Annotated in this window: 19 protein-coding genes; 11 read left to right on the top strand and 8 right to left on the bottom strand. The window is 42.9% G+C overall.

Annotated elements, in window-relative coordinates; translation table 11 throughout:
* Positions 1 to 3 precede the first annotated feature (3 nt).
* The 3 genes from prfA to ID47_RS11200 all read left to right on the top strand — a co-directional run bounded on the left by prfA (position 4) and on the right by ID47_RS11200 (position 2,791).
* Entirely contained in the window at positions 4 to 1,086 is a 1,083-nt protein-coding gene (gene prfA, locus ID47_RS11210) for a peptide chain release factor 1 (protein WP_075261601.1), read from the top strand.
* 175 nt (positions 1,087 to 1,261) lie between these two features.
* A complete protein-coding gene (locus ID47_RS11205) occupies positions 1,262 to 1,588 on the top strand; it encodes a hypothetical protein (protein WP_038466652.1) in 327 nt (108 codons plus the stop codon).
* Between the two features lie 195 nt (positions 1,589 to 1,783).
* Entirely contained in the window at positions 1,784 to 2,791 is a 1,008-nt protein-coding gene (locus tag ID47_RS11200) for a hypothetical protein (protein ID WP_038466649.1), read from the top strand.
* A 74-nt stretch (positions 2,792 to 2,865) separates the two neighbouring features.
* Here the strand turns inward: ID47_RS11200 and ID47_RS11195 are convergent, their stop codons facing one another.
* Positions 2,866 to 3,498 carry an outer membrane protein gene (locus ID47_RS11195; RefSeq protein WP_038466646.1) on the bottom strand — a complete coding sequence of 211 codons (633 nt, stop codon included), beginning with the start codon at positions 3,496 to 3,498 and terminating at the stop codon, positions 2,866 to 2,868.
* A gap of 239 nt (positions 3,499 to 3,737) precedes the next feature.
* Between ID47_RS11195 and ID47_RS11190 the strand changes: the two genes are divergently transcribed.
* The 5 genes from ID47_RS11190 to ID47_RS11170 all read left to right on the top strand — a co-directional run bounded on the left by ID47_RS11190 (position 3,738) and on the right by ID47_RS11170 (position 12,046).
* Positions 3,738 to 5,987: a type VI secretion system Vgr family protein gene (locus ID47_RS11190; protein ID WP_051908870.1), complete on the top strand. Its 2,250-nt coding sequence runs from the start codon at positions 3,738 to 3,740 to the stop codon at positions 5,985 to 5,987.
* A gap of 23 nt (positions 5,988 to 6,010) precedes the next feature.
* The gene (locus tag ID47_RS11185) at positions 6,011 to 6,706 is read left to right on the top strand and encodes a toxin-antitoxin system YwqK family antitoxin (RefSeq protein WP_038466643.1); all 696 of its coding nucleotides are present in this window, start codon (positions 6,011 to 6,013) and stop codon (positions 6,704 to 6,706) included.
* Between the two features lie 130 nt (positions 6,707 to 6,836).
* A complete protein-coding gene (locus ID47_RS12120) occupies positions 6,837 to 8,150 on the top strand; it encodes an efflux RND transporter periplasmic adaptor subunit (RefSeq protein ID WP_051908869.1) in 1,314 nt (437 codons plus the stop codon).
* A gap of 11 nt (positions 8,151 to 8,161) precedes the next feature.
* Positions 8,162 to 11,236 carry an efflux RND transporter permease subunit gene (locus ID47_RS11175; RefSeq protein ID WP_038466640.1) on the top strand — a complete coding sequence of 1,025 codons (3,075 nt, stop codon included), beginning with the start codon at positions 8,162 to 8,164 and terminating at the stop codon, positions 11,234 to 11,236.
* Positions 11,237 to 11,251: 15 nt separating this feature from the next.
* A complete protein-coding gene (locus tag ID47_RS11170) occupies positions 11,252 to 12,046 on the top strand; it encodes a methyltransferase domain-containing protein (RefSeq protein ID WP_051908868.1) in 795 nt (264 codons plus the stop codon).
* Between the two features lie 310 nt (positions 12,047 to 12,356).
* Here the strand turns inward: ID47_RS11170 and gmhB are convergent, their stop codons facing one another.
* Genes gmhB through ID47_RS11155 form a run of 3 tightly spaced genes read right to left on the bottom strand, consistent with a single transcriptional unit; the run spans position 12,357 to position 14,977 of the window.
* Positions 12,357 to 12,899, bottom strand: coding sequence for a D-glycero-beta-D-manno-heptose 1,7-bisphosphate 7-phosphatase (gene gmhB, locus ID47_RS11165; RefSeq protein ID WP_038466637.1), 543 nt, complete (start codon positions 12,897 to 12,899; stop codon positions 12,357 to 12,359).
* On the bottom strand, positions 12,900 to 14,360 hold the full coding sequence (rfaE1, locus tag ID47_RS11160; RefSeq protein WP_038466634.1) for a D-glycero-beta-D-manno-heptose-7-phosphate kinase: 1,461 nt from the start codon (positions 14,358 to 14,360) through the stop codon (positions 12,900 to 12,902).
* Between the two features lie 8 nt (positions 14,361 to 14,368).
* Positions 14,369 to 14,977, bottom strand: a complete 609-nt coding sequence (locus tag ID47_RS11155) for a D-sedoheptulose 7-phosphate isomerase (protein WP_051908912.1) — start codon at positions 14,975 to 14,977, stop codon at positions 14,369 to 14,371.
* 152 nt (positions 14,978 to 15,129) lie between these two features.
* Here ID47_RS11155 and ID47_RS11150 point away from each other — a divergent pair, with 152 nt between their 5' ends.
* Together ID47_RS11150 and ID47_RS11145 are read left to right on the top strand one after the other, a co-directional pair.
* On the top strand, positions 15,130 to 16,068 hold the full coding sequence (locus ID47_RS11150; RefSeq protein ID WP_051908867.1) for a glycosyltransferase family 9 protein: 939 nt from the start codon (positions 15,130 to 15,132) through the stop codon (positions 16,066 to 16,068).
* Between the two features lie 192 nt (positions 16,069 to 16,260).
* Positions 16,261 to 19,719 (top strand): acyl-[ACP]--phospholipid O-acyltransferase, encoded by a 3,459-nt coding sequence (locus ID47_RS11145; protein ID WP_038467830.1) that lies wholly within the window; start codon positions 16,261 to 16,263, stop codon positions 19,717 to 19,719.
* 31 nt (positions 19,720 to 19,750) lie between these two features.
* Here the strand turns inward: ID47_RS11145 and priA are convergent, their stop codons facing one another.
* Entirely contained in the window at positions 19,751 to 21,739 is a 1,989-nt protein-coding gene (priA, locus tag ID47_RS11140) for a replication restart helicase PriA (protein ID WP_232223237.1), read from the bottom strand.
* Between the two features lie 63 nt (positions 21,740 to 21,802).
* Here priA and fsa point away from each other — a divergent pair, with 63 nt between their 5' ends.
* Positions 21,803 to 22,453, top strand: coding sequence for a fructose-6-phosphate aldolase (gene fsa / locus ID47_RS11135; RefSeq protein ID WP_038466628.1), 651 nt, complete (start codon positions 21,803 to 21,805; stop codon positions 22,451 to 22,453).
* Between the two features lie 42 nt (positions 22,454 to 22,495).
* On the opposite strand, the gene ID47_RS11130 is transcribed toward fsa, so the two are convergent.
* The 3 genes from ID47_RS11130 to mreD all read right to left on the bottom strand — a co-directional run bounded on the left by ID47_RS11130 (position 22,496) and on the right by mreD (position 26,396).
* Entirely contained in the window at positions 22,496 to 23,950 is a 1,455-nt protein-coding gene (locus ID47_RS11130) for a TrkH family potassium uptake protein (RefSeq protein ID WP_038467827.1), read from the bottom strand.
* Positions 23,951 to 24,088: 138 nt separating this feature from the next.
* Entirely contained in the window at positions 24,089 to 25,882 is a 1,794-nt protein-coding gene (gene mrdA / locus ID47_RS11125; protein WP_051908864.1) for a penicillin-binding protein 2, read from the bottom strand.
* Complete coding sequence (mreD, locus tag ID47_RS12115) at positions 25,875 to 26,396, bottom strand: rod shape-determining protein MreD (protein ID WP_051908863.1); 522 nt, start codon at positions 26,394 to 26,396, stop codon at positions 25,875 to 25,877. The genes mrdA and mreD overlap by 8 nt, the downstream gene beginning before the upstream one ends.
* Positions 26,397 to 26,596: the final 200 nt, after the last annotated feature.

The following is a 26,596-nucleotide window of genomic DNA, read 5'->3' as shown; positions in this document are numbered from 1 at the left end:
ATTGTGTCTTTAGCAGCAAAACTTGATAAAGTACTCGCTCGACATCACGAGCTTCGCAATACACTGGCGGCAGCAACGATATCCGACCCCAAAGAATTCGGTCGATTGTCGAAGGAATATTCTGACATGACGCCTGTGGTCGATGCCATTGAAGAAGCTCGTAAAACAGAACGGGAAATCCAGGACCTTCAAGCTCTTCTTGCCGATAAAAATACTGACACTGAGATGCGAGACCTGGCCAAACTAGAATTGGAAGAGCTAAAAGAGAAACTCCCTCAACAGGAATATCAAATTAAAATTTTGTTACTGCCCAAGGATGTGGATGACGAACGAAACGCTATTCTGGAAGTTCGCGCTGGCACTGGCGGGGAGGAAGCGGGCTTGTTTGCCTCTGACCTTTTTCGGATGTATCAACGCTTTGCCGCTAATCTGGGTTGGAAATTTGAAGTTCTAAGCTTAAATGAAACAGGCTTAGGCGCCATTAAAGAAGCGAGTGCCTCAATTAGTGGGAAAGGCGTCTTCTCTCGGTTGAAGTTTGAGTCAGGAGTCCATCGGGTGCAACGAGTCCCTGAAACGGAAGCCAGCGGCCGAATTCACACCTCAGCGGCCACCGTTGCTGTACTACCTGAAGCAGAAGAGGTCGATATCCATATTGATGAAAAAGACCTTCAAATTGACGTCTATCGGGCTTCTGGGGCTGGCGGTCAACATGTTAACACGACCGACAGTGCCGTGCGAATTACCCACATTCCTACTGGCATTGTTGTAACACAACAAGATGAAAGGTCTCAGCATAAAAACCGGGCCAAAGCTATGAAAGTTCTCCGCTCCCGCATTTATGAGCAAGAAAGACTTCGCAAAGAATTGGAACGATCAGCTGATCGACGGAGCCAAATCGGCTCGGGTGATCGTTCAGAACGCATCCGCACCTATAATTTCCCTCAAGGACGGGTAACCGACCATCGTGTTAATGTTACCTTGTATAAAATTGATTTGATCATGGAGGGGGAATGCCTGGATGAGATTATCGATGTTTTAAGCGCTGAAGATCAAGCTGTCAAACTAGCGGCGGCTGCTGAAGATTAAAACTGTCGCTTCTAAGGGGGAAGCGTCCCTTCCTTCTCCCCTTTTAAGGTCCTCTCCCATCCCCGTTATTCCGCCAACAGCTTTTCAACATCGGGACAGTATAAGCCATTGACATTTTTTTACCCCCTATTAAGAAAAATTAGGAAATATTCACGATAACTCTTTAAATAATTTATTGGATGGATTGTTAAACAAAGGTATTATAAGCACTGGTATAATTCAGTATATACATCCAGATTTATTTGATAACTTCTTAAGCACGGCTATTAAAAGTGTTGATATTTCCCAGCATCGATACGATTTTAAGGGGGATACAATTCAGCCTGAACAAGTTGTCTCTGTTGTAGAAGCTTTATCACCGCCATGGTTTCAAGACAAAGATAATTCCATGTGGGCATATAACCAACACACGTCAGAAAGAGAAAAAGAATTTAGGGAAGCGATCATAGAGGTTCGCGCAATCCCAAATGTAAGAGAGCTCTTTAACTATCCCTTTCCCTAAGCCTACCTTCTCCTTTTCCATCAGCCAGGAAGGTCATTAAAGCTTACAATCTCCATCAGCAAAAAGCGGAAAAAATTTTATATAATTCCCCACTATTTTCTTTAAATTTTACTCTAGCATTGTGACGCTAAATAATAGTAACTATAACTTAAAAATGATACCTGTCAGGGTATTTAAATAGTATAGAGAGGGAAAATGCAAATCAAAAAATACCAATGTTGTCTGGCATTCTATATGCTGATAGTACCTACTCTTGCGGTTGTTTTCAAAGAGTCCAAAGATTATGGCTACTTACACGACGGACGGTTTTATAAGAGAATGCCCATAGAAGAATCAATATGGCGGGGCGAGAACGAGCCTTATGCTGAGATAGCCGGACAGCTTTGGGCTTTTGAGCGAGGTCATACAGAAACACTCAATCGCCATACAATAACTGCGATTACCCCCGATATTGTTATATCCTGTGCTCATGGGTTCCACAATTGGGTTCGGGAAAATGGAGAAAAAACGCGAGCTATTTTTTATATTGATCGTACAATACATAGCAGTAGCATTAAAAATTTTTATATTTGCCCGGGTTTTAGTTCCTCTGATTCTCGTGATTTTAATAAAGAAAAAGATATAGCCATTATAAAATTGGCAACCCCAATACCTTTTGAAAATTTTATGCCTTTCTACTCCATTACAGAAACTTCTATTTCTCAAAAAAAACAAGATATTGTGTGTATCTCAACAGGTAAAATACACCATTCAAGGGAGGATGAGATTGTTATCGATGCGCGTCACGTAACAACGCCGCAAATTACATATAATTCCGACACTTTCAACTTTAGAGAGGAATTTCATGTTCACCATGACTATCAACCCTATCCTATCAAACAGAGTTCCCCCTATTGGACCCCTCTTCCCACATTATTTAAACCAAAAAAATCTGCTCCTACAGGGCTTCAAGGACCATTTACACCTGGTGATAGCGGGAGTCCTCTATTAATATCTCATCAAGATAAATATCATCTCCTCGGAATTGCAACTCATATAGAGAAAAAGCCAGCTTATGATGATAAAACAAAGCAATATATACCAGGCCAGTCATTTTATAATAACTGGGCTTCCATTCCTTACAACCTTCCGTGGATTACAAGCATCTTAAAACAAGAAAATGCCTTATCCTACCACCCAGAACTTTTAGCGGCTACTTTATAAATTTATCGCTCCTGATAACTACAATAAAAAAACCCTCCTGTTACGGAGGGTTTTTAACTGTAAGGGGCTTAAAGTTAGAACTTATAAGCGACACCCAATTTTGTAGAAGAGGTGTAAACGTTGTCAAATTCCATCTTTACAGCACCAGGAACTGTCCGTTTGAAAGTACGAGCAGTCTCAAACATGCATTCAATGCGGCCCACCCAATTACGGCCCAAAGAGGTCTCAGCACCAATTGCTGGAGCAAAACTGACGCGAGACTTGTTATCATTCATCAAAGCTCTGTTAGTCTTAAGTTTGTATTGACCCCAGTTTCCACCTAAGCGCACATAAGCAACAGTTGATGGCGTAAATTTGAAGCCACCGCGCACTGCAAAATTAAATTGGTGACGATGTTGAAGTTTGCCTGTAATTAAAGGATCTGTAGACATGAAACGGAAGTTTGCGTTTACAAATTGATATCCAATTTCAAAAGCATAATATAGGCAGCCAGAAGAGATACCATAACCAGTGTACACCCCTGTCCCTGCACGGTGGCGACCCATATCGACTTTTTGAACTGAATTATCAGTTAGATCAGTAATTTTTGCATCTGCATTAAAGGCATTCAGAGCACCATTAACGCCGATATATAGACCTGATCCGATTTCGGCTTGAGCGCCAGAGATAGCTGTTGCAGTAATAAGTGTCAATGCAAACTTTTTCATTTTAAAACTCCTCTTTTATTCCCTCGCTTTGACAGAACTCACTTCCTCAAAGCATCGTTTTACATACATAATTTAAAAAATTTTCCCCACCACTTACAATAAAAATTAATTTTAATTTAATTTAATTTAAAGCACCTGTGCCACTAAAAACACACAATTTTAGGTAAATTATAAACATAAGTGTTGAGCCTAATTTTTTTTCGAGGGAAAATAAGAAGCAACAATAAAAGGGGAAAATTATGTATAGAGAACAGTCGGATTTAAGCCTAACATTAGCATCCCCTCTTGGGTCGAATATTTTAATCCTTGATCGGTTGCGAATGGTAGAATCTATTTCAGCGCCCTTTGTCATTGAGCTTGATATGCACTCATTCAAGCATGATATTTCGTTTGATGACATTATTGGTCAGGAAATTCTAATAACGTTTAAGTACCAAAATGAAACCCGCTATTTTGCAGGGACGGTCGGCGAGTTTGCCCAAGGATTTACCATTGATACCGATAAAGCAGGAAATGCTATTGAACTAACACGCTATACAGCAAAACTTTATCCCAAAGTTTGGCTCCTGAAATTCAGTCAAGATCATCAAATTTTTCAAGAAAAATCCGCTATGGATATTATTAAGTCGGTGCTGACAGACAACGGTGTTACGAAAAAGCAAGACAATACCTCAACGTGTGGTCAAGCAAGCCGTGAATACTGTGTCCAATACCGCGAAAGTTACTTTGCTTTTGTCTCACGACTTATGGAAGAAGAAGGCATTTTCTATTATTTTGATCACGGTTCTAATGGCGAGAAAATGATGTTATGCGATGATTCCTCATCTACACATACCGCTTACAGCACACTACCGATGACACCTGCCACAGCAAAAGAACCTTATTTTGATCAAATTCAAAGCTTGACCTATGCCCGGCAGGTAGTTTCAAAAAAATTTCAAACTGCTGACTATAATTTTGAAACAGCCTCAACCAAACTTTACAATACAGCAGATGGCACGGGCAAAGGCCTGACCGTCTACCGTTACCCCGGCTATTATAAAGTGGGCGAAGTGGGCGACGATTTGGCAACCCACCGCATTCAAGAACTTGAGTGGCGTAAAGAAATGATTTCGGGGACCTCCACCGCACCTCTTTTAACGCCCATGCAAAGCTTTACCGTGACAGACCATCCGCGCGACAGCCTGAATTCTGATTTTATTGTTTATAAAGTGGTTCACGAAATCAATATGGTGCCGGAACCCGGTCAGCCAATTTACACCAATACCTTTGAAGCCTTTCCATCAATGATTCCGTTTCGACCCCCTCTTCTCACGCCAAAACCAACCATCGCCTCAACTCAAACCGCTAAGGTAACCGGCAAAGCAGGAGAAGAGATTTGGTGTGATGAATACGGCCGTATTAAAGTCAAATTTTACTGGGATCAAAAAGGAAGCGATGATGAAAAAAGCTCTTGCTGGATTCGCGTAGCTCAATTATGGGCCAGCAGTGGCTGGGGCGGCTTATGGACACCCCGCATCGGTATGGAAGTTGTGGTCACCTTCTTAGAAGGAGATCCAGATCGCCCCTTAGTGACAGGATGTGTCTACAATAGTGATAATATACCTCCCTATGCCAAGGATGAGCCAACCAAAAGTACGATTAAATCCAATACAAGCAAAGATGGTGATGGATTTAATGAAATCAGATTTGAAGATAAAAAGGATTCCGAAGAAATTTTTATCCATGCCCAAAAGGATATGAACACCGTTGTTGAAGATAACCGCACCTTAATTATTAATGATGAAAATGACACAACAGATATCATGTGCGGTGACAGAACCGTCACACTCCATGCTAAGGATGGCAAAAAGATGAAAAATGGAGGCAATGACACACTTACTCTAGAAAAAGGAAGTCGTCTAGTTGAATTAAAAGGTGCGGGATCGGGTCAAGGAAATCACACTTTAACCCTCACCAAAGGCGATAATAGCATTGAGATTGCCAAAGGCAATATGACAACAACGCTGACCAAGGGGGATAAATCCATCACGTTAAGCAAAGGCAATATGGAGATTAAACTCGCTCAGGGTAATGAGGCGGTCACGATAAAAGGCACAAGAGCCATTACCGTTAGCGATGATGAAACTCATAAAAATTCTGCAAATTTTAGCCATAAAGTTGGTGGTGATTATGAACTGAAGGTGAGCGGCAATTTAACGATTACTGTCGGAGGCGCGCTTTCTATTAAAACAACCGAAGATCTAAGCCTTAAAGTGGGCGGCGATTTTAAAGTCACAGCCGATGGCGACATTAACCTGGAATCTGTAGGAAAATCCTCAATTTCTGCGGGTGGCAATGTCGAAGCCTCAGGCACCGAAGTTATACTTACGGGGAAAATGGGCGGTACCTTTAATGGAGGGGCAAGCATCCAACTGAAGGGGGGAGAAGCTAAACTTGAAGGTGGCATGATGACTCAAATTAAAGGCAGTGTCGTGCAAATTAATTAACGCCCTTTATAAGGATATATAAAATGACAGGATCTTCTCAACCATCAGACGAAAAAGCAACAGCTCCTCTTCCACAGGACGAAAAAACAAAAAAAAATGGTGTTATTGAAACCAAAAATAAAGAAGGTGTAGTTATTGAAAAAGCCACCTTTAAAGATAGTATTTATCATGGCCTTACCCAAAAATTTTATAAAAATGGGAAAATAGAAAAAGAACTCAACTTCAACCAAGGTATTTTAGATGGCCCCTATAAACACTGGGATGAAGATGGTCATCGTGACATAGAAATGACTTACAAGCTGGGGGCTCTCAATGGTCCTGGAAAAATTTATAAAAAGGGCATTCTTATAGCAGAAATATCCTATGTGAATGGGCTGCAGGAAGGAGAAACAAAAATCTATTTTCCAAACGGAAAGGATATTAACACCCTTATTACCATGAAATCCGGTAAACGGCAGGGAGAGATGAAGACTTTTGCCCCCACGGGGGTCTTAATTAAAAAATTAACCTATGGTCAAGATTTGTTGCAAGGAGACGCTTACAGCTATTTTGCCGATTCAGGTTTTATTGCTATTCATGAAAAATATAAAGACAACAATCTTCATGGGGATACCGTGAAGTACTACCCCAATGGGGTGGTCGCTGAAATTACCACCTATGACACCGGTAAACCGATTAAAAAACCCAGAAAATTCAAACTTAACGGTTCAGAAATATAATTAGCCAAGCCTATTTACATATGGTATAATTCAAGCAAAAATAGTTGTTTTACTAGCTTTTAAAGATTTATTAATTTAAAGGCCTTACACTAAAAATGAAAACTCTCAACTTTTACCTAATGGCAGACCAATGAAAAAACCACCCTTCTTTGATCATTTTACAAACGATAAGGCCCCTTTTATTGTCGGTGGAATTGTTGCAGGCGCCTTAGGATTATGGGTTATTGGAAAAATAACATCGCCTTTGGTCAGCCCCTATATTAAAGATGCCTGTCGCAGTTATTTAGGCGAAGATATGGCTGCCCTACGCCAACAAACTCAGCCGGCCGTTGTTGAGATGGCTCGCTTGGCTCGCGGAAACATTACAAAACGTATCAACACCGTGGGGTTGTTGCACGCCAATGCCGAAGTTACCTTGCGTTCAGAAATGGCCGGTCGTATTAATGAAATCCGCTTTAAAGAAGGGGAGGAAGTTCAAAAAGGTGATGCCTTAATTATGTTTGAAGATGCCGATCTTAGAGCTGAGGTGGAATCTGCTCAGGCAGAACTAACCTTGCGTCAAGCGGATTTTGATCGCATGACGAAATTGCAGTTAGCACGCATTGAAAGTGTTAAAAAATACGATGAAGCCAAAGCGGGCTTTGAGGCTGCGAAGGCTAGGTTAGATAAGGCTCAAGCCACGTTGGATAAAGCCACCATCAATGCACCATTTGACGGCATTATTGGCTTTATTGATATCGATCCCGGCTCCTTTGTTCAAACTGCCCAAGACCTGGTTAAACTTGTGGACACAACCCCGATTTATGCGGACTTTAAAATTCCAGAAAAGCATTTACATGATATCGCCGTTGGACAATTGGCAGAAATTAAGTTAGATGGATTCCCGGAGGAAAAATTTATTGCAACTGTTGAAGCCATTGATTCTAGCGTTGATCCTGTCAGCCATTCGATCGCTGTCCGCGCCACCATTCCTAATGATGACAACAAACTTCGCTCTGGGTTGTACGCCAATGTTAGCTTGATTATCGGAGAAAAGCCTGATGCGCTGCTCGTGCCTGAATCAGCCCTTGTTCGTGATGGTAACCGTGAATTGATTTATGTTGTCCATGAGGGCCGCGCTCAACTTGTTCCTGTTGTTACAGGAACCCGAGAGAATGCTATGGTGGAAATCATTAGCAATCTGCGGGAAGGGTTGAATGTGGTAACAGCCGGCCAGGTTAAACTTTATTCGGGCAAAACCGTTACCTCTCAAGGACCAAAACCAGAAGATTTATTGAAAGCTTTGGCCACCAAGTCTGACAAAGAAAAAATTACCCCTCAAGCACAGTCGGACACGACTAATAAAGAATCCCCCCCTAAGGCTAAAGCCTCAGACGTAGACGATCAAAAGGCAACCGAGACGCCAAAGGCTGACGCAGCACAGCCTGAACCCAAAAAAGACTAGAGGGCAAATCCATGAGTTTATCAGAAGTATGTATTAAACGGCCTGTATTCTCATGGGTCATGACGTTCATTTTAATCTTGTTGGGCGTGGTTGGATATTCTCGCCTCCCCTTACAACACAAACCAACAGTCGACTATCCGTATATCACGATCGAATCTCATTTAAATGGGGCAGCACCTGAAGTGGTCGAAGCCCAAGTCACGCGGGTTATTGAAGAGGCAATTTCAGGTATTGAAGGCATTCAACATTTTGAATCTACCAGTTCCCCTGAAACATCAAAAATTTCTATAGAATTTGCGCCTAATCGCCGTGTGGATGATGCGATCAGTGATGTCCGTGATCGGTTATCAAAGATTCGAAATCAGTTGCCGCATGAAATGGAAGATCCAACGTTAACCAAGTCAAAAACCGACGATCGTCCTGTTATGACCATCGCTTTGACTAGTGATAAAACAGAACCCAGTGAATTACAGGATTACGCTAAAAATGAAATTGAAAAAGAACTTGAATCAATTGACGGCGTATCCAACGTGGAAGTTGTTGGAGGTGGTCTATTCAAGATGCGATTGAAGCTCGATCCTGTCAAAATGTCAGGGTATGGCATTACCGTTACCGAAGTCATTCAAGCTATCCGACAACAAAATATTGAAAAACCAGCAGGAAAACTGGTCAGTAAAGACCGTGAGTTTTTGGTTACGACTGTGGCGGGTTCAGAAACGCCAGAAGAATTTGCGCGTCTGCCGATTGCTAATAAAGAGGGTACCTTAATTTTGTTGGGAGACATTGGTACCGCAGAAATGAGCACCATGGATACAAAGACTAAAACCTATTTTAATGGAAAGTTAGGGGTCAGTATTGGTATTTATAAGCAATCGACAGCCAATCCTGTTGAGGTGGCACGCAAACTTCGCGCTGAATTGCCTAAAATTCAGGATCGATTACCAGAAGACATGACATTGAGGATTGGCTCAGATACAGCTCGCTTTATTGAAGACGCTCTTCGCCGTATTCAGCAAACTCTGTTTGAAGCCTTTATTTTCGTCACTTTGGTAGTTTTTGCCTTTTTGCGATCAGCCCGTGCCTCTATTATTCCTTTAGTGACAATTCCGGTATCCTTAATTTCAACCTTCTTTGTCATGTATTTGCTTGGGTTTTCTATCAATACCCTTACTTTGATGGCCATGGTTTTGGCTATTGGATTGGTTGTGGACGACGCTATTGTGGTCTTAGAAAATATTTACCGACGAATTGAAGAAGGGGACAATCCATTTTCCGCAGCTGTCAAAGGAATGCGTGAAATTACCTTTGCTGTTATTGCTATGACACTGACGCTGGCTGCGGTTTATACACCGTTCGCCCTTATTAGCGGTACCATTGGAAAAACCTTTACAGAATACGCTATTACCTTAGCGGTTTCGGTTATTATTTCTGGTTTTGCTGCTTTAACCCTATCGCCCATGATGTGTTCTCGCCTTCTAGGACATGGCGAAGGAATCTTTGGCAGCAAGCAGCCTCAATGGTGGGCGATCTTTAAAGATAAGTTCCGCAGTGATATTTGGCTGGATAAAGCTGAACTTGCCTATAAAAAACAGATTTCCCAAGTTCTGAATAAACCTCAGAATATTTTGATTGTCACAGCTGTTTTTTGTGCTCTCGGTGTTGCTGCATTTTTTGGGCTAACCAGGGAATTTTTCCCTTATGAAGATCAAGGTAAAATTTATATTGATGGTCAATCGAGCCCCTCATCAACGCTTGAATTTACAGACAAGTACGTCAAACAAATAGACGATATTCTGGCTCACGTCCCAGAAGTTATCCGTCGCGTTGTGAACATTAAAAATCCAACCTATGACATTGTTATTGAATTAGAGCGCAGTCGGACTCGTACGACCCAAGATGTTGTGGCCGACATTCGCAAAAGATTAGAAATCATTCCCGGTGTTTCCGTTAAATTTGGAAGCATGGGGGGGGCCGCTGAAAGTAACAATACTGTACAGTTTGTCATTGCTGCCAATAAATCGATCAAAGAAATCAAAGGTTATTCTGAAGCAATGAAAGATAATCTCTATAGCAATGTTGACCTCGTTCAAAATATTCTTAGCAATGCACGTCCCGATACAGAAGAGTATAAATTGACCATTCGTCGCAATAAAGCCTCTACCCTAGGAGTGGATCCCGGCGCCATTGCCGACACGGTAGATGCTCTGGTTCGCGGACGCAAAGCCGGTACTTTTAAACGGGAGAACCGTCTCTATGACGTTATGGTCGAAGTTATGGATGAAGCCCGTCAAACACCCAATGATATTACAAACCTCTTTATGAAAGCCAATGACAAGAAAGGCACTCTTGTTCCTATTGCAGAATTGGTGGAAGTTAATTCTGCAGCTGGGTCATCGGAAATTTATCGTTACAATAAATATCGTGCTATCAGCATGACCTCCGTTCTAACGCGCGGCACTGGCTTGTCAGACGGCATTAGCCTTGTGCAAAATATTCGCAAAGAACAGCTCCCCAAAGATGTTCGACTTGAATTTACAGGTGAAACGCGCAAGTATATTGAGGAATCTCAAAATATTCTGTTGATCGTAGGGTTAGCTTTAGCCTTTATTTATTTAGTTCTGGCAGCTCAATTCGAAAGTTGGGTTGACCCCTTTATCATCATTCTATCCGTTCCCTTGTCGATTGCTGGAGGATTGATCACCTTAGCTCTTGTCAAAGACGGAACCTTAAACGTTTACAGTCAGATTGGATTGGTCACCTTGATAGGATTGATTACCAAACACGGTATTTTAATTGTCGACTTTTCTAATAAATCCCGGGATGAGGGTAAAGAAAAATTAGAAGCCGTCATTGATGCTTGCCAAATGCGTTTACGGCCTATCTTAATGACAACCTTTGCCATGGTCTTAGGAGCCGTTCCGTTGGCTATTGCCACAGGCGCTGGTTCTGAAAGCATCCGGCAGATTGGGTTTGTCATCGTCGGCGGTATGACCTTTGGAACAGCCTTTACGTTGTTTGTCTTGCCGCTTGTTTATATGGCAATTTCACCCAATAACCGTAAAGTTATTCCTGTCGTAAGTGATTAGCTGGCTATACCTGAGATGAATCCTATTTTTAATCGTCATCTCCAACGGATTCGCGCTCAACGAACAAGGGTGAGGCTATCTCACCCCTTGCATCGTTTTTTGCATGATATGATTCATGAAAGATTAAGCTATGTCTTACGTCAATTTAAATCTGTTCTTATTATCGGGGAGTTTGAGTATCAGCCGTCCCCCCAAGATTGTTGTGTGATCAAAATTGGCACTTCTGTGGACGCCTTATCCGAACATCTTCCTTTTAAAGAATCTGCTTTTGATTTAATTATTAGTTACATGGATCTCCATCACGCGAACGATATCCCCGGTATTCTTAAGCAAATCAATTATTGCCTCAAACCCGATGGATTATTTCTTGGCGTGTTTTTAGGAGGGAATTCCTTATGGCAGCTGCGGGCTGCAGCCCAACAAGCTGAACTTCTAACCCGCGGCGGATGCTCGCCGCGTGTGGCTCCCATGATTTCACTTCAAGATGCGGCGGCCTTACTGCAACGCGCTGGCTTTGCCATTCCTGTTTTAGATCATGAACCGTTTGAATTAGAGGATAATAATCCTTCCTCCCTTCTCCATCAACTTAAACAGCTTCAGTTATCCAATTCCATGTATGACGGATTTAAAGGTCTATCAGGAAAGAAATTCTTATCAGAAGTTGAAACTTATTTGTCAAAAAAAACTGGCATTAAATTGGATTTGGATATTCTGTGTCTATCAGGATGGGCACCTGCTGCTAATCAACAAAAGCCCCTCCCGCGAGGCAGCGGACAAAAAAGCCTAGCAGCAGTCTTAGAAGCTAACTAATTTTATCTCCCCCGGTACATTTATTAATCATGGATCACTGTGAGCTTTCTCTTGTAAAATCAGCTTTTCGCCACCGGCGCAATATAAAGCGCCGGCATCTTGCGCTGATAGAAGGATTACTCAGGTGATATCGAGTTTCCGGGTCGTCCTTCGGTTGCCCGGAAAAAATTTTCTTCTCTCCGTCCCCTTTCCCAGCCGTAGCAATGCGAAAAGCCGGGAACTCAAGATTACAAACGATGTTCATGAGAGCTCGAGACCCCGAGCCTATCCTCAACTAGATTAGGGATCAAGCCAGAGAGAGGTTTTTGTCTTACTCTTGTCCCTTAAGAAGGTCAATGATTTCTGTGTGGGATTGGACCATATACTGAGCCGCATCACAGGGCAGAGATGATAAAAGAATCCTTGTCCCGACTCCGGCTGTTTGAGCTGCAACCATATCACGTACTTTATCACCAACGGCAATGGATTGAGTCAAATCTAAATTATAATCTGTGGCGGCCTGATGAAATAAACCCGCCTTTGGTTTACGGCAATCGCAACTCTTGGCGAACTCTGGCAGATTACTGTCGGGATGGTGGGGGCAGAAATGAACATGACTAATTGGAATAGAATGAATTTCAAATTGTGCGATCATCCATTCATTTAATCTCTCAAAATCCTCTATGGAATAATAACCTCGAGCAATGCCAGATTGGTTGGTTATAACGATAATTAGATAACCTCTGGCTAAGGCCACCTGACACAGATCAAAGATGCCATCGATAAAATGGAACTGCTCTGGCGCCGAAACATAGCCATAATCATGATTAATGACGCCATCTCGATCTAAAATAAGAGCCTTGTTTTGGGACATTCAACTAGCTAATTTCTTAACAATATTGGTGGTGCTGAAATTGGGCACTAGATCAACAAGGGCAACTTTGCCACCGTTCGCCTGAACCACATCAGCTCCCACCACTTGATCAATTGTATAGTCACTCCCCTTAATAAGAACATCTGGCTGCAAGGTTTCAATCACCTTTAAAGGAGTGAGTTCATCAAATATAATGATTAAATCTGTATCCCCGATAGCAGATAAGACGGCTGCTCGCGCTTCTTCGTGCTGAATGGGGCGCTGCTCACCTTTAAGGTGTTTAACAGAATTATCGCTATTTAAACCGACAATTAAAACATCACATAATTGTTTAGCTTTTTTCAAAAGGGTTACATGACCGGGGTGAATTAAATCAAAACATCCATTCGTAAATCCGATTTTTCTCCCAGCAGCTTTCCAGCTATGCACCAGCTTTTGAGCGGCCATTAACGTCGATAATTTTTCTGGATGATGCGATCCATATTTGCGTAAAAGAGCACGCTTGAGCTCATCAAGATAAACCACAGCTGTTCCAGATTTGCTAACAGCAATGCCAGCAGCCGCGTTGGCTATTTCACACGCATGTTTGATCTCAATACCACACCCTAAGGCGAGAGCCAACGTTGCAATGGATGTGTCGCCGGCACCCGATACATCATAAACTTCCTGAGCCTGTGTTGCGACATGGTATGCCTCGGCCGCCGTAATCAGACTCATCCCCTCTTCACTCCGTGTTACCAGAATAGTTTCTATTCCATAGACTTGAATCAAATGGCGCGCCGCCGCTTCTATATCCGCATCCGTTGCCACGGGTAATCCGGTAGCAGCCTTTAATTCAGATCGATTAGGGGTCAGGATAGATGCCCCTGCATATTTCTGATAATCGGTTCCTTTAGGGTCAATAATGACTATTTTTTGATGAGTGCGAGCCGTTTGAATAAGCTGTTGGGTTAAAGAAGGCGTGAAAAAGCCCTTCCTGTAATCAGAAAGCAGGACAATATCACACTGGTCTATAAGATCATTAAAAGTCAATTGTATGGTGCGTTGGGTTTCTGCGAGGGGGTCAGCACATATCTCTTTATCAACGCGTAAAAGATGCTGGCCATTGCTAACATAGCGAGTTTTTGCAGTTGTCGGCCTTGATTGCTCGCGGATCAGATAAGGCCTGACAGAGGGCTGATTTTGTAAGAGCTTGCGTATTATTTCCCCTTCTTCATCATCCCCAATAATGCTAATAAAGTCGACATTCCCTCCATACGCACTGATATTTGCTGTAACGTTAGCTGCTCCCCCAAGCATAGTCGTCTCCCGTGTTTCTTGAAAAACGGGGATAGGGGCTTCCGGGGAAATTCGCCCCACATTACCGTACACAAATTTGTCCAGCATACAATCGCCTAAGCATAGGATACGCTTATTGCGTGCTTGTTCTAAATGGTCGAAATCAAGAAAACTCAGGGGCATATGATCTCCTAGGCGACATGCATATGATGTTCTGCGTGTAATAAACTGAATAATTGACGCTCAACAATTGCACAGACGATATGGCCAATTGTAATATGACCTTCTTGAATTTTAGGCGTTTCCTTGGAAGGAATATTGAGCTGGTGATCCACCATTTGGCCGATATCACATCCATCTTGTCCCAGGAACCCAATAGTAATAGCTTGTTTTTCTTTGGCCGTTTTAAGAGCAGCTAAAACATTTTTACTTTTCCCCGAAGTTGAAATACCAACAACAACATCGCCTGGATTGGCCAAAGCTTCGACCTGACGGGCAAACACATAATCATAGCTATAATCATTGGCGATCGCTGTCAGGGCCGAGGTATCAACTGTCAAAGCAATTGCCTTTAAGGCAGGACGATCGAAAGAAAATCGGCTAACGAATTCAGCCGCCAAATGCTGCGCATCCGCGGCACTACCACCATTACCGCAAAACAAAATCTTTTTGCCTTTTTGCAAGGCATCAATAATCACTTCAACAATTACTGTCACTTGCTCGTCCGTCCGGTTATCATTGAGAAGCGTCTTAAAAAGATCGACACTTTTTTGTAATTCTTGAGTCAGGGCAGTTTTAATCATTGTTAGTCTGTATCCATGGTAGCTTATTGGTTATCTTGTATAATAATCATTCCTTTTTAATTTTACCATACATATATAAATTTGGTTGACGCAACCGTTTAACCAGTTCAAAAATCTAGTATAAAAACATCTCGTTGCCTGAATAAGAAATGATCCATTGTCCGATAAAAAAAATACTCGTTATTCGCCTTAGCGCCTTAGGCGACATCATCCAAACTTTTCCGGCATTTCAAGCCATTCGCCAGCATCATCCTGATGCTCATATAACGATCATGACCACGGCGCCTTATGTAGAATTGATGAAAGCATCAAATCTATTTGACGACGTTTTAATCTACAGACGCATGAAAGTTTATGAAATCAAAGAATTATTAGACTTCCGGCAACAATTTTTAAAATCAGACTTTGACCGCGTTTATGATTTGCAAATGAGCCAACGCACCAACTTTATTTTCAGGATGATTGGCGGCAGAAAAAGTGGGAGTGAATGGGTGGGCTCAGCCACCAAAGGGACCGTCCGGTTCTGCGAGCCTAAAATACGGATTAACACCTTTAACCGTCATCAAGCTCTCCTTGCCGTCTTTGGCATCCGTTTAGAAAAACAAGACTTGCGTTATGTAGGCTCCCCTCTCAAAATTAACTTACCGTCTAAGTACGCCGTGATTGTGCCAGGGGCGTCAAATACGTTCAATGGAGCCAAAAAATGGCCACAATCCCATTATGCAGCTCTATGTCAATATTTAGTCACTCATACCATTACACCTGTTATCATCGGTGGGCCGGGGGAAGATAATCGCTTGATTCAAGAAATATGTCCGCAAGCTATCAATTTAACAGGACAAACAAGCTTTCCAGAATTGATCACAATTTCTAAAAATGCCTGTATCGCCGTTGGCAATGACACAGGTCCTATGCATTTAGCCTCGGCCAGTTTAGCGCCTGTGCTCATTCTATTTTCTGGTAAAACGGATCCAACCTTTGCCCTTACCCCTGAGCCTCATATCAATTGGTTACAAGCAGAGAATCTGGCCGATCTAGAGCCCAATACGGTGATCAAAAAAGTAGAAGCTCTCTTAAATCTATCTTAACCAGCGGCTTTTTTGATCACATATTTGTTGGCTTTAGGATCGTCGTGTTCTCTCTTACGCTGCTAGTCAATCAAGAAACCTTCCGAACTTTTACGGTTAGTTTTTTTTAAAGGAAAGCCATAATAAGGGAGATTTCTTTTTCAAAAAAACAGTGTAATGTTTAGTAATATTTTGGATAAATATGAGAAAAATATGAATAATAATTTTTTTAATCTGATCGGTGACAAAAAATTTGGTCCCTTATTCTGGATCCAACTCTTAGGGGCATTTCATGACAATCTCTTCCGCCAAGCCTTAATCATTATGGTGACTTATGGGTTTGGGGTGAAATTAGGCTATAACCAAGCCATATTAATCCCATTGATTAGCGGTATTGCTATTAGCCCATTTTTCTTATTTTCCAGCCTGGCCGGTCAACTCGCCGATAAATACGATAAGTCGTATGTCACGCGGCTTTTAAAAGCCTGTGAAGTTGGGATCGTTACGATCGCTCTCTATGGATTGGTGATTCAGTCTTTTCCAATTTTATTACTGACATTATTTCTAACGCTGACTCAGTCGACATTTTTTGGTCCCATTAAATACAGTATGATCCCGAGCATTCTAAAAAAGGATAAAATCGTTAACGCGAATGCCCTTGTGGAAGGAAGTACTTTCTTAGCAATTTTAGCAGGAACATCATTAGGCAATTTTTTAGTGTATGTGGAGTCCGGCGGATTTACCATGCTGGGAATTGTGATGGTCCTATCTGTTTGTGCTTCGTTTTATATTTCCTTGAAATTGCCAGCCATTGAACCCGCCGACCCTCAGATCGTCATTAATAAAAATATTGCAGAGGAAACCCTTAACCTGGTCAAAGAAGCCTCTCAAGATCGCTCTATATTCTTAAGTATTATGGGAATTTCCTGGTTCTGGGTCATTGGGGTTACCATGCTGACTCAAATTGCCTTTTATGGCAAAGTTGTATTAGGTGCCAATCCAAGCGTGGCCAACTTCTTTTTATTTTTATTTGCCGGCGGAATTGGGCTCGGGTCATACCTCAGCAATCGAGTCATGGGAAGTCAAATTGATGCTCGCATTATTCCCTGGGGCGCCATTGCAACAACCTTATTTATTCTCGATCTCGTGTACGTCAGTTTTGGAGTTCCCTTTACCCAGGCTATTGGTGTTGTAGAGTTTTTACGTAAAAACTATAGTTGGCGAATTTGCTTTGATTTATTGATGATTGCAACCTCAGTCGGTATCAGTCTTGTTCCCCTTTACGCTTTATTACAAACAGAGTCTGACCCTAAAAAATGTTCACGCATTATTGCTGCCAATAATGTCATTAATGCCTTTTTCATGATGATTTCATCGATTGCAACCATGGTCTTAATGGCGATGGATATTACCATTATCCATATTTTTATGATTGTTGGTCTCTTAAATTTATTTGCGATGCATAAACTATCAAGTTTAGTGCCGGAATCCCTTTTGCAATTGATTATGCAGGCCATTCTCAAGATTCTTTTCCGTGTTGACGTGAAAGGTATAGAAAACTTTAAGAAAGCCGGGAATCGGGTTCTCATTATCGCCAATCACGTTTCCTTTATTGATGCGATGCTGCTGTTTGCCTTTATCCCTGAAAAATTAAGCTATGCTATCTGGAGCCAATACATCAACCGCATCTGGATTCGAATCATTCGCCCGGGCATCAATTTATTACCCGTTGATCCCACCAATCCCATGGCAACCAAAAAATTGGTTGAGCTTATTCGACAGGGCCATAAATGCGTTATTTTCCCTGAAGGACGGATCACGGTTACAGGCGCCTTAATGAAAGTCTTCGATGGTCCCGGCATGATTGCCGATCGGTCGGGCGCGCAAATCCTCCCCATCCGCATTGAAGGGGCCCAGTATTCCTTATTTTCCCGGTTGCAGGGCAAAATTAACCGTAAGCTCTTCCCCAAGATTTCGCTTACTATTCTACCACCCCGCCATATTGAAGTTAATCAAACCTTGAAAGGGAGAGAACGGCGACGCGTTATTTCCAATCAAATTTACGATATTATGGTTGGCATGATGTTTGATACTTCACCGTATCAACAAACCGTAACTCAATCCATTTTTGATGCCGCCAAAACTCATGGCATGAACCGCGAAATTGTTGAAGACACTCAACGCCAACCATTGACCTATCGCCAGTTGATTATGCGCAGTTTTATTCTGGGGCGGTGGATTGAGAAAAAAACGATCAAAGAGGAACGCATTGGTGTCTTATTACCTACCAGCATTGGTTCAATGCTCTGCATCACCTCACAACTACTCTTTGGGCGGGTTCCGGCGATGCTTAATTTCTCGCTCGGCGCAACTATTTTAATTCATTCCTGTAAATTAGCCCGCGTTCGTTTAGTTTTAACGTCGCGCAAGTTTATTGAATTGGCTCGCCTCGAAAATACGGTGAAACAACTGGAAAGCCATGCTACTATTTTCTATCTTGAGGATTTAGCATCAGAAATTAACATTCTTAATAAAATAGTGGGGGCTATCTCAAGTTTTATTCCCGAATTGGCATCCCGTCGATCTCAACAAACCATTGATGCAAATGATCCTGCTGTTATCCTGTTTACATCGGGATCGGAAGGATTACCCAAAGCTGTTGCGTTAAGTCATACGAATTTAAATGCCAACCGCTATCAGCTAACAACGATGATTGATTTGACCACCCAAGATGTGATCTTAAACGCCTTACCAACTTTCCATTCTTTTGGCTTAATCGGCGGCATCATTGCTCCCTTAACGGCTGGCATCCGCGTTTTCCAATACCCTTCGCCTCTCCATTATCGCATCGTTCCCGTTATGGCCTATGATATTAATGCCACGATCTTTTTTGCGACCGATACGTTTTTAAGTCGTTATGCGGTTTCAGCGCATCCTTATGACTTTTATTCCATGCGACTTGTAATCGCCGGCGCAGAAAAATTACGCGAAGAAACCCGCCGCATTTGGATTGAAAAATTTGGGATTCATATCAGAGAAGGGTACGGAACAACCGAAGCCTCTCCTGCTGTGGCCATCAATACACCCATGTTAAATAAAGTGGGAACCGTTGGTCGATTTTTAACGGGGATGCGTTATCATTTACGGCCTATTGAGGGCATAGAAGATGCAGGCCGTCTGATCATCAAAGGTCCAAATATTATGTTAGGATACCTTGATCCAGAATCCGGTCATATTGTTCCGACGTCTGCCAGTTTCTTTGAGGGAGAAGACCCACAATTAGGATGGTATGATACCGGCGACATTGTTTCCGTGGATGACCAAGGATTTGTTACTATTAAGGGCCGAGCTAAGCGGTTCGCCAAGGTCGCCGGTGAAATGATTTCTTTGGGGGCGGTCGAAGAAGCTTTGCAAAAAATTTATCCCGATTATGGCCATGTGGTCTTAGCCGCCCCGGATGAACGCAGAGGTGAACAATTAATCTTGCTCACCACAGCCTTCCTCCAACGAGAGACATTAATCGGCCCTTTCAAAGCCGCCGGTCATCCCGAATTAATGTTGCCCCGGCGCGTGTTTGTCATCGAGAAAATTCCCGTACTGCCAACCGGTAAGATTAATCTGATCGAAGCAAAAACTATGATGGAAAAATTGATGGCAGCAACGCTGGGCTAATCATAGTAAAATCAGGAAAACCCTTACACGCCTACACAAAACTATAAGGGTCTACATCAACAATAAGCTGAACAGACGATGGGATGGTTTGAGTTACCAGCCAGTGCTGTAAAATTCTTTGCAACGGCATTGTTTTAGGTGCCTTGAAAAGCAATCGCCACCGATGTTTGCCCCGAACAAAGGACAGGGGCGCAGGGGTTGGCCCATATAATTCAATTCCCTCATGTCTTGGGGCCGTTTGACCTAGATGGCGCGCCGTTCGAGCCACCAGATCCGGGTTTGTCGCCGCCAGCGTCACAGAAATAAGCCGTCCGAATGGTGGCATGGCGTGACTTTGACGTTCTTGTAACTCCAATTCATTAAAACTATTGCGATCTTGAGTCACCATCGCTTGCATTAAAGGGTGATCCGGCTGAAAAGTTTGCAGCAACACGGTGCCAGGGCGCTCTTCGCGACCGGCCCGCCCGGAAACCTGATGCAGCAACTGATAGGTTCGTTCGGCACAGCGCAAGTCTCCCCCACTTAAGCCTAAATCCGCATCCACGACGCCAACGAGGGTGATCATAGGAAAATGATGCCCCTTCGCTAAAATTTGGGTCCCAATCAAAATATCAATTTCATGGTTACGAATTTGTTCCACTAAGTCGTTGAGCTTCGTCAAGGACGTCACTTCGTCACTGGTAATGATGCGACAGCGGGCTTGAGGTAAAAGCTTTTCAACAACCTCGTGAACTCGCTCAACGCCAGGACCGCAAGGAATAAGCGTCTCAGTCTGATGACATTCCGGACATTGAACGGGCGTTTGCTGCTCAAAACCGCAATGGTGACAATGCAGTTTTCCTGTCCGTTTATGTTCCACCATCCAGGCACTGCAGTTTTGACAACTAAATCGATGACCACAGCAATGGCACAACGTTAACGGTGCATAACCGCGTCGATTTAGAAATAAGATAGCTTGTTCCCCTTTGGCCAATGTTGTTTCCAAAGCTTGTACTAAGGGAGGGGATAACCAGCCACGCGGCTGCTTGCGCATATCAATGGTCTCAATCCGAGGAAGACTTGCTTCCCCGTGCCGACTGTGAAGTACCAATTTAGTATAACGTCCTTCTTGGGTATTATGGATTGTCTCTAACGCTGGCGTTGCGGAAACTAGAACAGCAGGACAAGTCTCACAATGCGCCCGCAAAACGGCCATATCCCTGGCGTTATAAATGATTTGTTCTTCCTGTTTAAAGGAGCCGTCGTGTTCTTCATCAATGACGATAATCCCCAAATTAGGATAGGGCAAAAAAAGAGCCGAGCGCGCTCCCACAATGACTTTGGCCTCTCCCTTAATAATAGCTTGCCAGGTTTGACGCCGCTGAGATTCCGTTAAGGTTGAATGCCATTGCAGTGGCGTACAGCCAAAGCGTCGTTGGAATCGATCTAGCCATTGATTGGTCAAGGCAATTTCAGGTAACAATACCAAAGCTTGTTGCCCCTGTTCCAATGCCGTTTGAATGGCGGCTAAGTAAACTTCTGTTTTTCCGGAGCCTGTCACGCCATCTAACAAAAAGGTTTTATAGGTGTGATCCTGTACAGCTTGAGAAATAGCAGCGGCAGCTTCCGCTTGCTCTGATGATAGAATAACGGTTTGGCGTGAAAAATCGGGTATACCAATTTCTAAGGGCTTGCGTATTTTTTTATCTTCAACAAAAGCTGGATTAAAACAGAGTCGTAATGTATTCCCCAACGGCGTCATGGTATAATCAGAAACTTTTTTCAAAAATACACACGTGGTTGCTGGAAGCGGCGGCAGGTTAATGACAGTATTAATTGATTTTGCCTTCCCTAAGTAATCACGCTGATTCTCCCAAGCGACGCCAATCATTTGACGTCCCCTGAACGGCACACTGACGAATGAACCTAACGGAACTTCATAGTCTGAGGTATAAGTAAAAGCTGTATCAACAGCAACGGGCAATAATATATTTGTTTGGTATGTCATGCGCCTATTTTGCCATAAGATCCTGTTTGACATCAATGCTCTGGGGTGGCTTAATCATTTTAGAGTTTCACCCCCCTAACTAAATGAGAATTTTTTATGCAAATATTTATTGATACAGCGGATATAAACGAAATCCGCGACTTAAATGAAACTGGTCTAATTGATGGCGTCACAACAAATCCATCCTTGGCGGCTAGCCAGGGTATTCAGTTTACAGATTTGATCCGCCAAATTTGCGATATCGTTGATGGCCCGATCAGTGCTGAAGTTATTGCCTTAGATGCTGCCGGAATGATTGAACAGGGTAAAAAATTGGCTGGGATCCATGAAAATGTCGTGATTAAAGTACCCCTGACTGTGGATGGCTTGAAAGCTTGCTATGCCTTAGCGGAAGACGATATCGCCGTGAATGTTACCTTATGTTTTTCAGCCCCGCAAGCCCTACTGGCCGCTAAAGCTGGCGCACGCTATATTTCTCCCTTTGTTGGCCGTTTGGATGATCAAGGCTGGGATGGAATGCAGCTGATCCGTGACATTCAACTCGTTTATGATAACTATATGTTTGATACAGAAATTTTAGCGGCTTCTATCCGCCATCCGCAACATGTGCTTGAGGCGGCCAAGGCGGGCGCTGATGTGTGCACAATTCCCCCCAAGGTATTCCGTCAACTCTATAAACACAATTTGACGGATATTGGGCTCGATGCCTTTATGGCTGATTGGAAAAAAAGTGGACTGTCCATTTAAGTTTTCCGGAAGCCCGTCAGGGCTTCCAATAATCTTTTATAGTTAGCTGCGCCAGAACGACGGCATTAAGAGAACAAATATCGTCAGCAGCTCAAGACGACCAAGAGTCATCCCAAACATTAGCAAAAGCTTAGCGCCATTATCGAGGACGGATAGACTTCCCGTCGGTCCTACAAGTTTTGTTACCCCGGGCCCTGTATTACTTAAGGCTGCAATCGATGCTGAAAACGCATCCATCATTCCTAAATCAAATAAGGTTAATAAGGAGGTGAGACAAAAAGCTGTAAAAAGGTAAAGAGTTGTGAATGTTAAAACTGAGCTTGCAACGCTTTCAGGAATTTTTTGACCTTGGTAAATCGGAATGTACACGCCATGGGGCCGTCGCAGTTGCCGTAAGTGGCTTTGAGTTACTTTAACAAGAACTTGCAGACGAAATACCTTGACACCCCCTGCTGTCGACCCTGTGCATCCACCCACAATACTCACTAATAAGAGGAGAACACACGGGAAGGAGCCCCATAAGGTATAATCAATGGTAGTAAATCCAGCGGAGGTTGACATAGACACAACAGAAAAAATAGATTCGCGTAAAGCTTTTGAGGCCGACATGCCTAAAAAGGACCAAGTCCAGAAGAAGACAATTACAATAAACCAAAATAATATACCAAGATAGGCTCTTACTTGTGAGTCCTTTAGCAACGCGCTGGCATTACCGTGCCATAAACGAATAAAAAGAACAAAGGTAAGACTCCCCATCACCATAAAAAAGATCGTAATTATTTCAATGCTAAGAGAATCGTAAAAAGCAAGAGAGGCATTTTTAGTCGACAATCCCCCAGTTGATACTGTTGTCATGGCATGGCATAAAGCATCAAAGGGCTGCATACCCGCCACAAATAACGCAAAAAAACAAGCCACCGTAAAAAAGACATAGATGGTCGTAATAGCAGAACTAATTTGAGAAACCCGCGGCAGGATCTTTTCAGATTTATCAGAAAACTCACTACGAAACAGTTGCATACCACCAATTCGTAAAGTTGGTAGAATAATCAGCGCCATCAAGATAATTCCAGTACCCCCTAACCATTGCAAAATTGATCGCCACAGCAGTACCCCCTTTGAGGTCTTACCCAGATCTGGAATAATTGTAGAGCCAGTCGTCGTGATCGCAGAGACCGCCTCAAACCACGAATCAAGATAGGTTAAGTTCAAATCAGACCAATAAATGGGAAGAGCAGCAAACAATGGCGTGATGATCCAACACAAAGCCGTCATTAAAAATGCTTCTCGCACCTTAAGTTCTATCCGGCCAGGAGATCTATTTGCCATAGCCAAGAGACTCCCTAAAGCACCGGTGAGGAAAAACCCAAACAAAAACTCTTCCCATCCCAGAGTTTTATAGACAAATAACTCAGCAACCATGGGGATGACCATGGCTGCTGCCATCGCATTTAATAACATGCCTACCAAATAAAGAACTGAGCGAAATGCAATCATAATAAAAATACTTATAATTTTAATAAAAACTATCATATTGACCAGCCGTAAACAAGCTTAAGCTATAGTCTGACTGCCTGTAGATCTAAAAATTTTATAGAGAAGGTTGATCGGCGATAAAGATAAAGATGAAAACGCTTACTCGCGTAAGATTTGCTGAGCAGTTAAAAGCACATCCCGCCCAACTGGGGCAGCGACACGGCCACCACTGCCTCCATGTTCAGCCAGAACGGCAGCAGCAAATCGGGGATTATGGAGGGGTGCATACCCCACAAATACAGCATGCTCCCGGTGGTGCCATGGCCGGTCAGCGCTATTAACCAACCCTAGAGCGCGTTCTTTTTCAGTGATACGGCGCACTTGGGTCGTTCCGGTCTTTCCTGCCATTTCCATCCCAGGTTGGGCAATACGGTGTCTAAAGGATGTCCCTCCCTCTTCGTTTGAAGCTTTATCGAGACCGGTATGAATGTACGCTAGGTGCTTAGGATTAATTTCTATCATCTCAAATTCTCGATTTTGTCCGGCCAAGAGGGTTGGCGTAATCGCCTTGCCAGAGGCTAATCGAGCAATCATCACCGCCAATTGAAGCGGTGTTGTTAAAGTATAACCTTGACCAATACCAGCGTTATAGCTTTCTCCGATAGTCCATTTTGCCTTATGAATGAGGCGTTTCCATTCCATTGTGGGGACGAGACCCGATTTTTCTCCTGGAATCTCAATGCCAGTCGCAGAGCCCAAACCAAAGCGTTGAGCCATGTCGGCAATAGCATCAATCCCAATTAAGCTGGCAATATGATAAAAATAGATATCGCAAGAGGTCGCGATCGCCCGAGTAAGATCGACGTTGCCATGTCCACCCGTCTTCCAGGTCCAACAGTGGAATTTGTGACTTCCAAGCATGGTATGTCCCGAACAATTGACGGATGTATGATGATTAACGACCCCCTTTTCTAAGGCGGCCAAGGCTGTTATCATTTTGAAAGTTGAGCCCGGCGCATAAAGGCCAGAAATTGGCTTGTTAATTAAGGCATAGCGGGGGTGATTTAATAAATCTTGCCAATCTTTTTTGGGAATCCCATTCACAAATAGATTATTATCAAAACCTGGCGTTGACACATAGGCTAAGACTTCTCCCGTCTTGATATCCAGGACTACAGCAGCACCACTTTCTTCCTGCGCCAACCGCTGATACAGGGTTTGCTGCAAATCAAAATCAATGGTTAATTTTTGCTCTGTCCCATGCACACTATCACTGGTTGATAATTCGCGTACAATGCGGCGGAAGGCATTCACCTCCACTTGCTTAACCCCCGGCATACCGCGAAGTTGAGATTCAAGGGACTTTTCTAAGCCAATTTTTCCTAATTTAAACCCGGGTTGCTCTAAGAGGGGGTCCCCATCTAATTCTTTTTCTGACGGGGTCGCTACATACCCTAGAAAATGGCATGTTTCAAGAGAGTGTGGATAATACCGATTTCGCCCTTCTTCAATAAAAATCCCAGCAATATCTGGTAAATGCAATTCCAAGGTTGTTACTTCTTGCCACGTTAAATTGTCTTTAACAGCGACAGGCATAAACCGGGGTTTCCGGCGAACCTGTAAAGCAACTTTATCAATTTCTTCAGGCGTTAAATGAATCAATTCTTGCACGCGCTTTAAGCATGCTTGCCAGTCATCAGCCTCATCCCGAATCATAACGGCTCGATAGACGTTATGATCAGAGGCTAGAACTTTTCCCTTGCGGTCTGTAATTAGTCCCCGCACCGGTAATGTCAATCGAGAATGGATCCGATTTTTGTCAGATAATTTTTGATAGTGCTGGTTAGACAAGATTTCTAAATAGAACATTCGCCCCACAACTGTCGTCATGAGAGCCGCCTGCATCCCCCCTAAAATAACGGAGCGACGGGTAAATAAGGTTTCTTTATCCATGGATGCCTTGTTGTTTCATCCCATCAATCTTTTGCTGCACAGTTAGGCTAACCTCACATAAAATTGGATAAGATAATAAATTAAAAAGAATCGGCTTTAAAGCCCCGGTAAAGGGTAATATATAACCTTTCGTGGCGCTAAGAATCAACCAGAATAAGCAATTACTTAAGGTTGCAAAAATTGCATACCCCCAAAAAACAGTCCAAAAGCTTTTTTGTAAGACATATCGTCGGAACAGACGGGTAATCGAAACAACTAAAATTAATTCTAGAACACCGATACCGATCGGGTAGCCCATGATCGCATCCCGGCAAATACCCAGAATAATAAACAAGCGACGTGACATGAGGTCGGGTCGATAAATCGTCCATAAATAGATAACAACCGATCCGAAATTAGGAACAACATCTATTTTCTGCCACAGGGGCATCAACCCCAACAGAAATAAACCTGATAAAAAAATGAATTCTATCAGATATCGCTTTATCAACCATGTATCAACAGAGGATTTCATTTTAATTTTTAATTTATCTTATTCTGTGAGTGATTTTACTAAAAGCACATAATTCGGTACAAAAGTTATTTATCCACGGATTACTTTAGTCATAATATCTTCTTAAAGTATTTTCAAGAGACCTGATAAAGTAACCTCGTTAATTAGCCTTGCCCCCTCCCCTTGGGATTTTTGATTTTGTAAATTATAAAAATTTCATT

The organism is Candidatus Paracaedibacter acanthamoebae (assembly GCF_000742835.1).
Classification (GTDB): Bacteria; Pseudomonadota; Alphaproteobacteria; order Paracaedibacterales; family Paracaedibacteraceae; genus Paracaedibacter; species Paracaedibacter acanthamoebae.
This window is presented reverse-complemented; position numbering and strand designations above follow the sequence as displayed.

Coding starts and splice junctions, on each gene's coding strand:
- ID47_RS11145 (WP_038467830.1), top strand. CDS start 16,261: ATGAATAATAATTTTTTTAATCTGATCGGTGACAAAAAATTTGGTCCC.
- ID47_RS11175 (WP_038466640.1), top strand. CDS start 8,162: ATGAGTTTATCAGAAGTATGTATTAAACGGCCTGTATTCTCATGGGTC.
- ID47_RS11170 (WP_051908868.1), top strand. CDS start 11,252: ATGAATCCTATTTTTAATCGTCATCTCCAACGGATTCGCGCTCAACGA.
- rfaE1 (WP_038466634.1), bottom strand. CDS start 14,360: ATGCCCCTGAGTTTTCTTGATTTCGACCATTTAGAACAAGCACGCAAT.
- mrdA (WP_051908864.1), bottom strand. CDS start 25,882: ATGGATAAAGAAACCTTATTTACCCGTCGCTCCGTTATTTTAGGGGGG.
- ID47_RS11150 (WP_051908867.1), top strand. CDS start 15,130: ATGATCCATTGTCCGATAAAAAAAATACTCGTTATTCGCCTTAGCGCC.
- ID47_RS12120 (WP_051908869.1), top strand. CDS start 6,837: ATGAAAAAACCACCCTTCTTTGATCATTTTACAAACGATAAGGCCCCT.
- fsa (WP_038466628.1), top strand. CDS start 21,803: ATGCAAATATTTATTGATACAGCGGATATAAACGAAATCCGCGACTTA.
- priA (WP_232223237.1), bottom strand. CDS start 21,739: ATGTCAAACAGGATCTTATGGCAAAATAGGCGCATGACATACCAAACA.
- ID47_RS11195 (WP_038466646.1), bottom strand. CDS start 3,498: ATGAAAAAGTTTGCATTGACACTTATTACTGCAACAGCTATCTCTGGC.
- ID47_RS11185 (WP_038466643.1), top strand. CDS start 6,011: ATGACAGGATCTTCTCAACCATCAGACGAAAAAGCAACAGCTCCTCTT.
- gmhB (WP_038466637.1), bottom strand. CDS start 12,899: ATGTCCCAAAACAAGGCTCTTATTTTAGATCGAGATGGCGTCATTAAT.
- mreD (WP_051908863.1), bottom strand. CDS start 26,396: ATGAAATCCTCTGTTGATACATGGTTGATAAAGCGATATCTGATAGAA.
- ID47_RS11190 (WP_051908870.1), top strand. CDS start 3,738: ATGTATAGAGAACAGTCGGATTTAAGCCTAACATTAGCATCCCCTCTT.
- ID47_RS11200 (WP_038466649.1), top strand. CDS start 1,784: ATGCAAATCAAAAAATACCAATGTTGTCTGGCATTCTATATGCTGATA.
- ID47_RS11130 (WP_038467827.1), bottom strand. CDS start 23,950: ATGATTGCATTTCGCTCAGTTCTTTATTTGGTAGGCATGTTATTAAAT.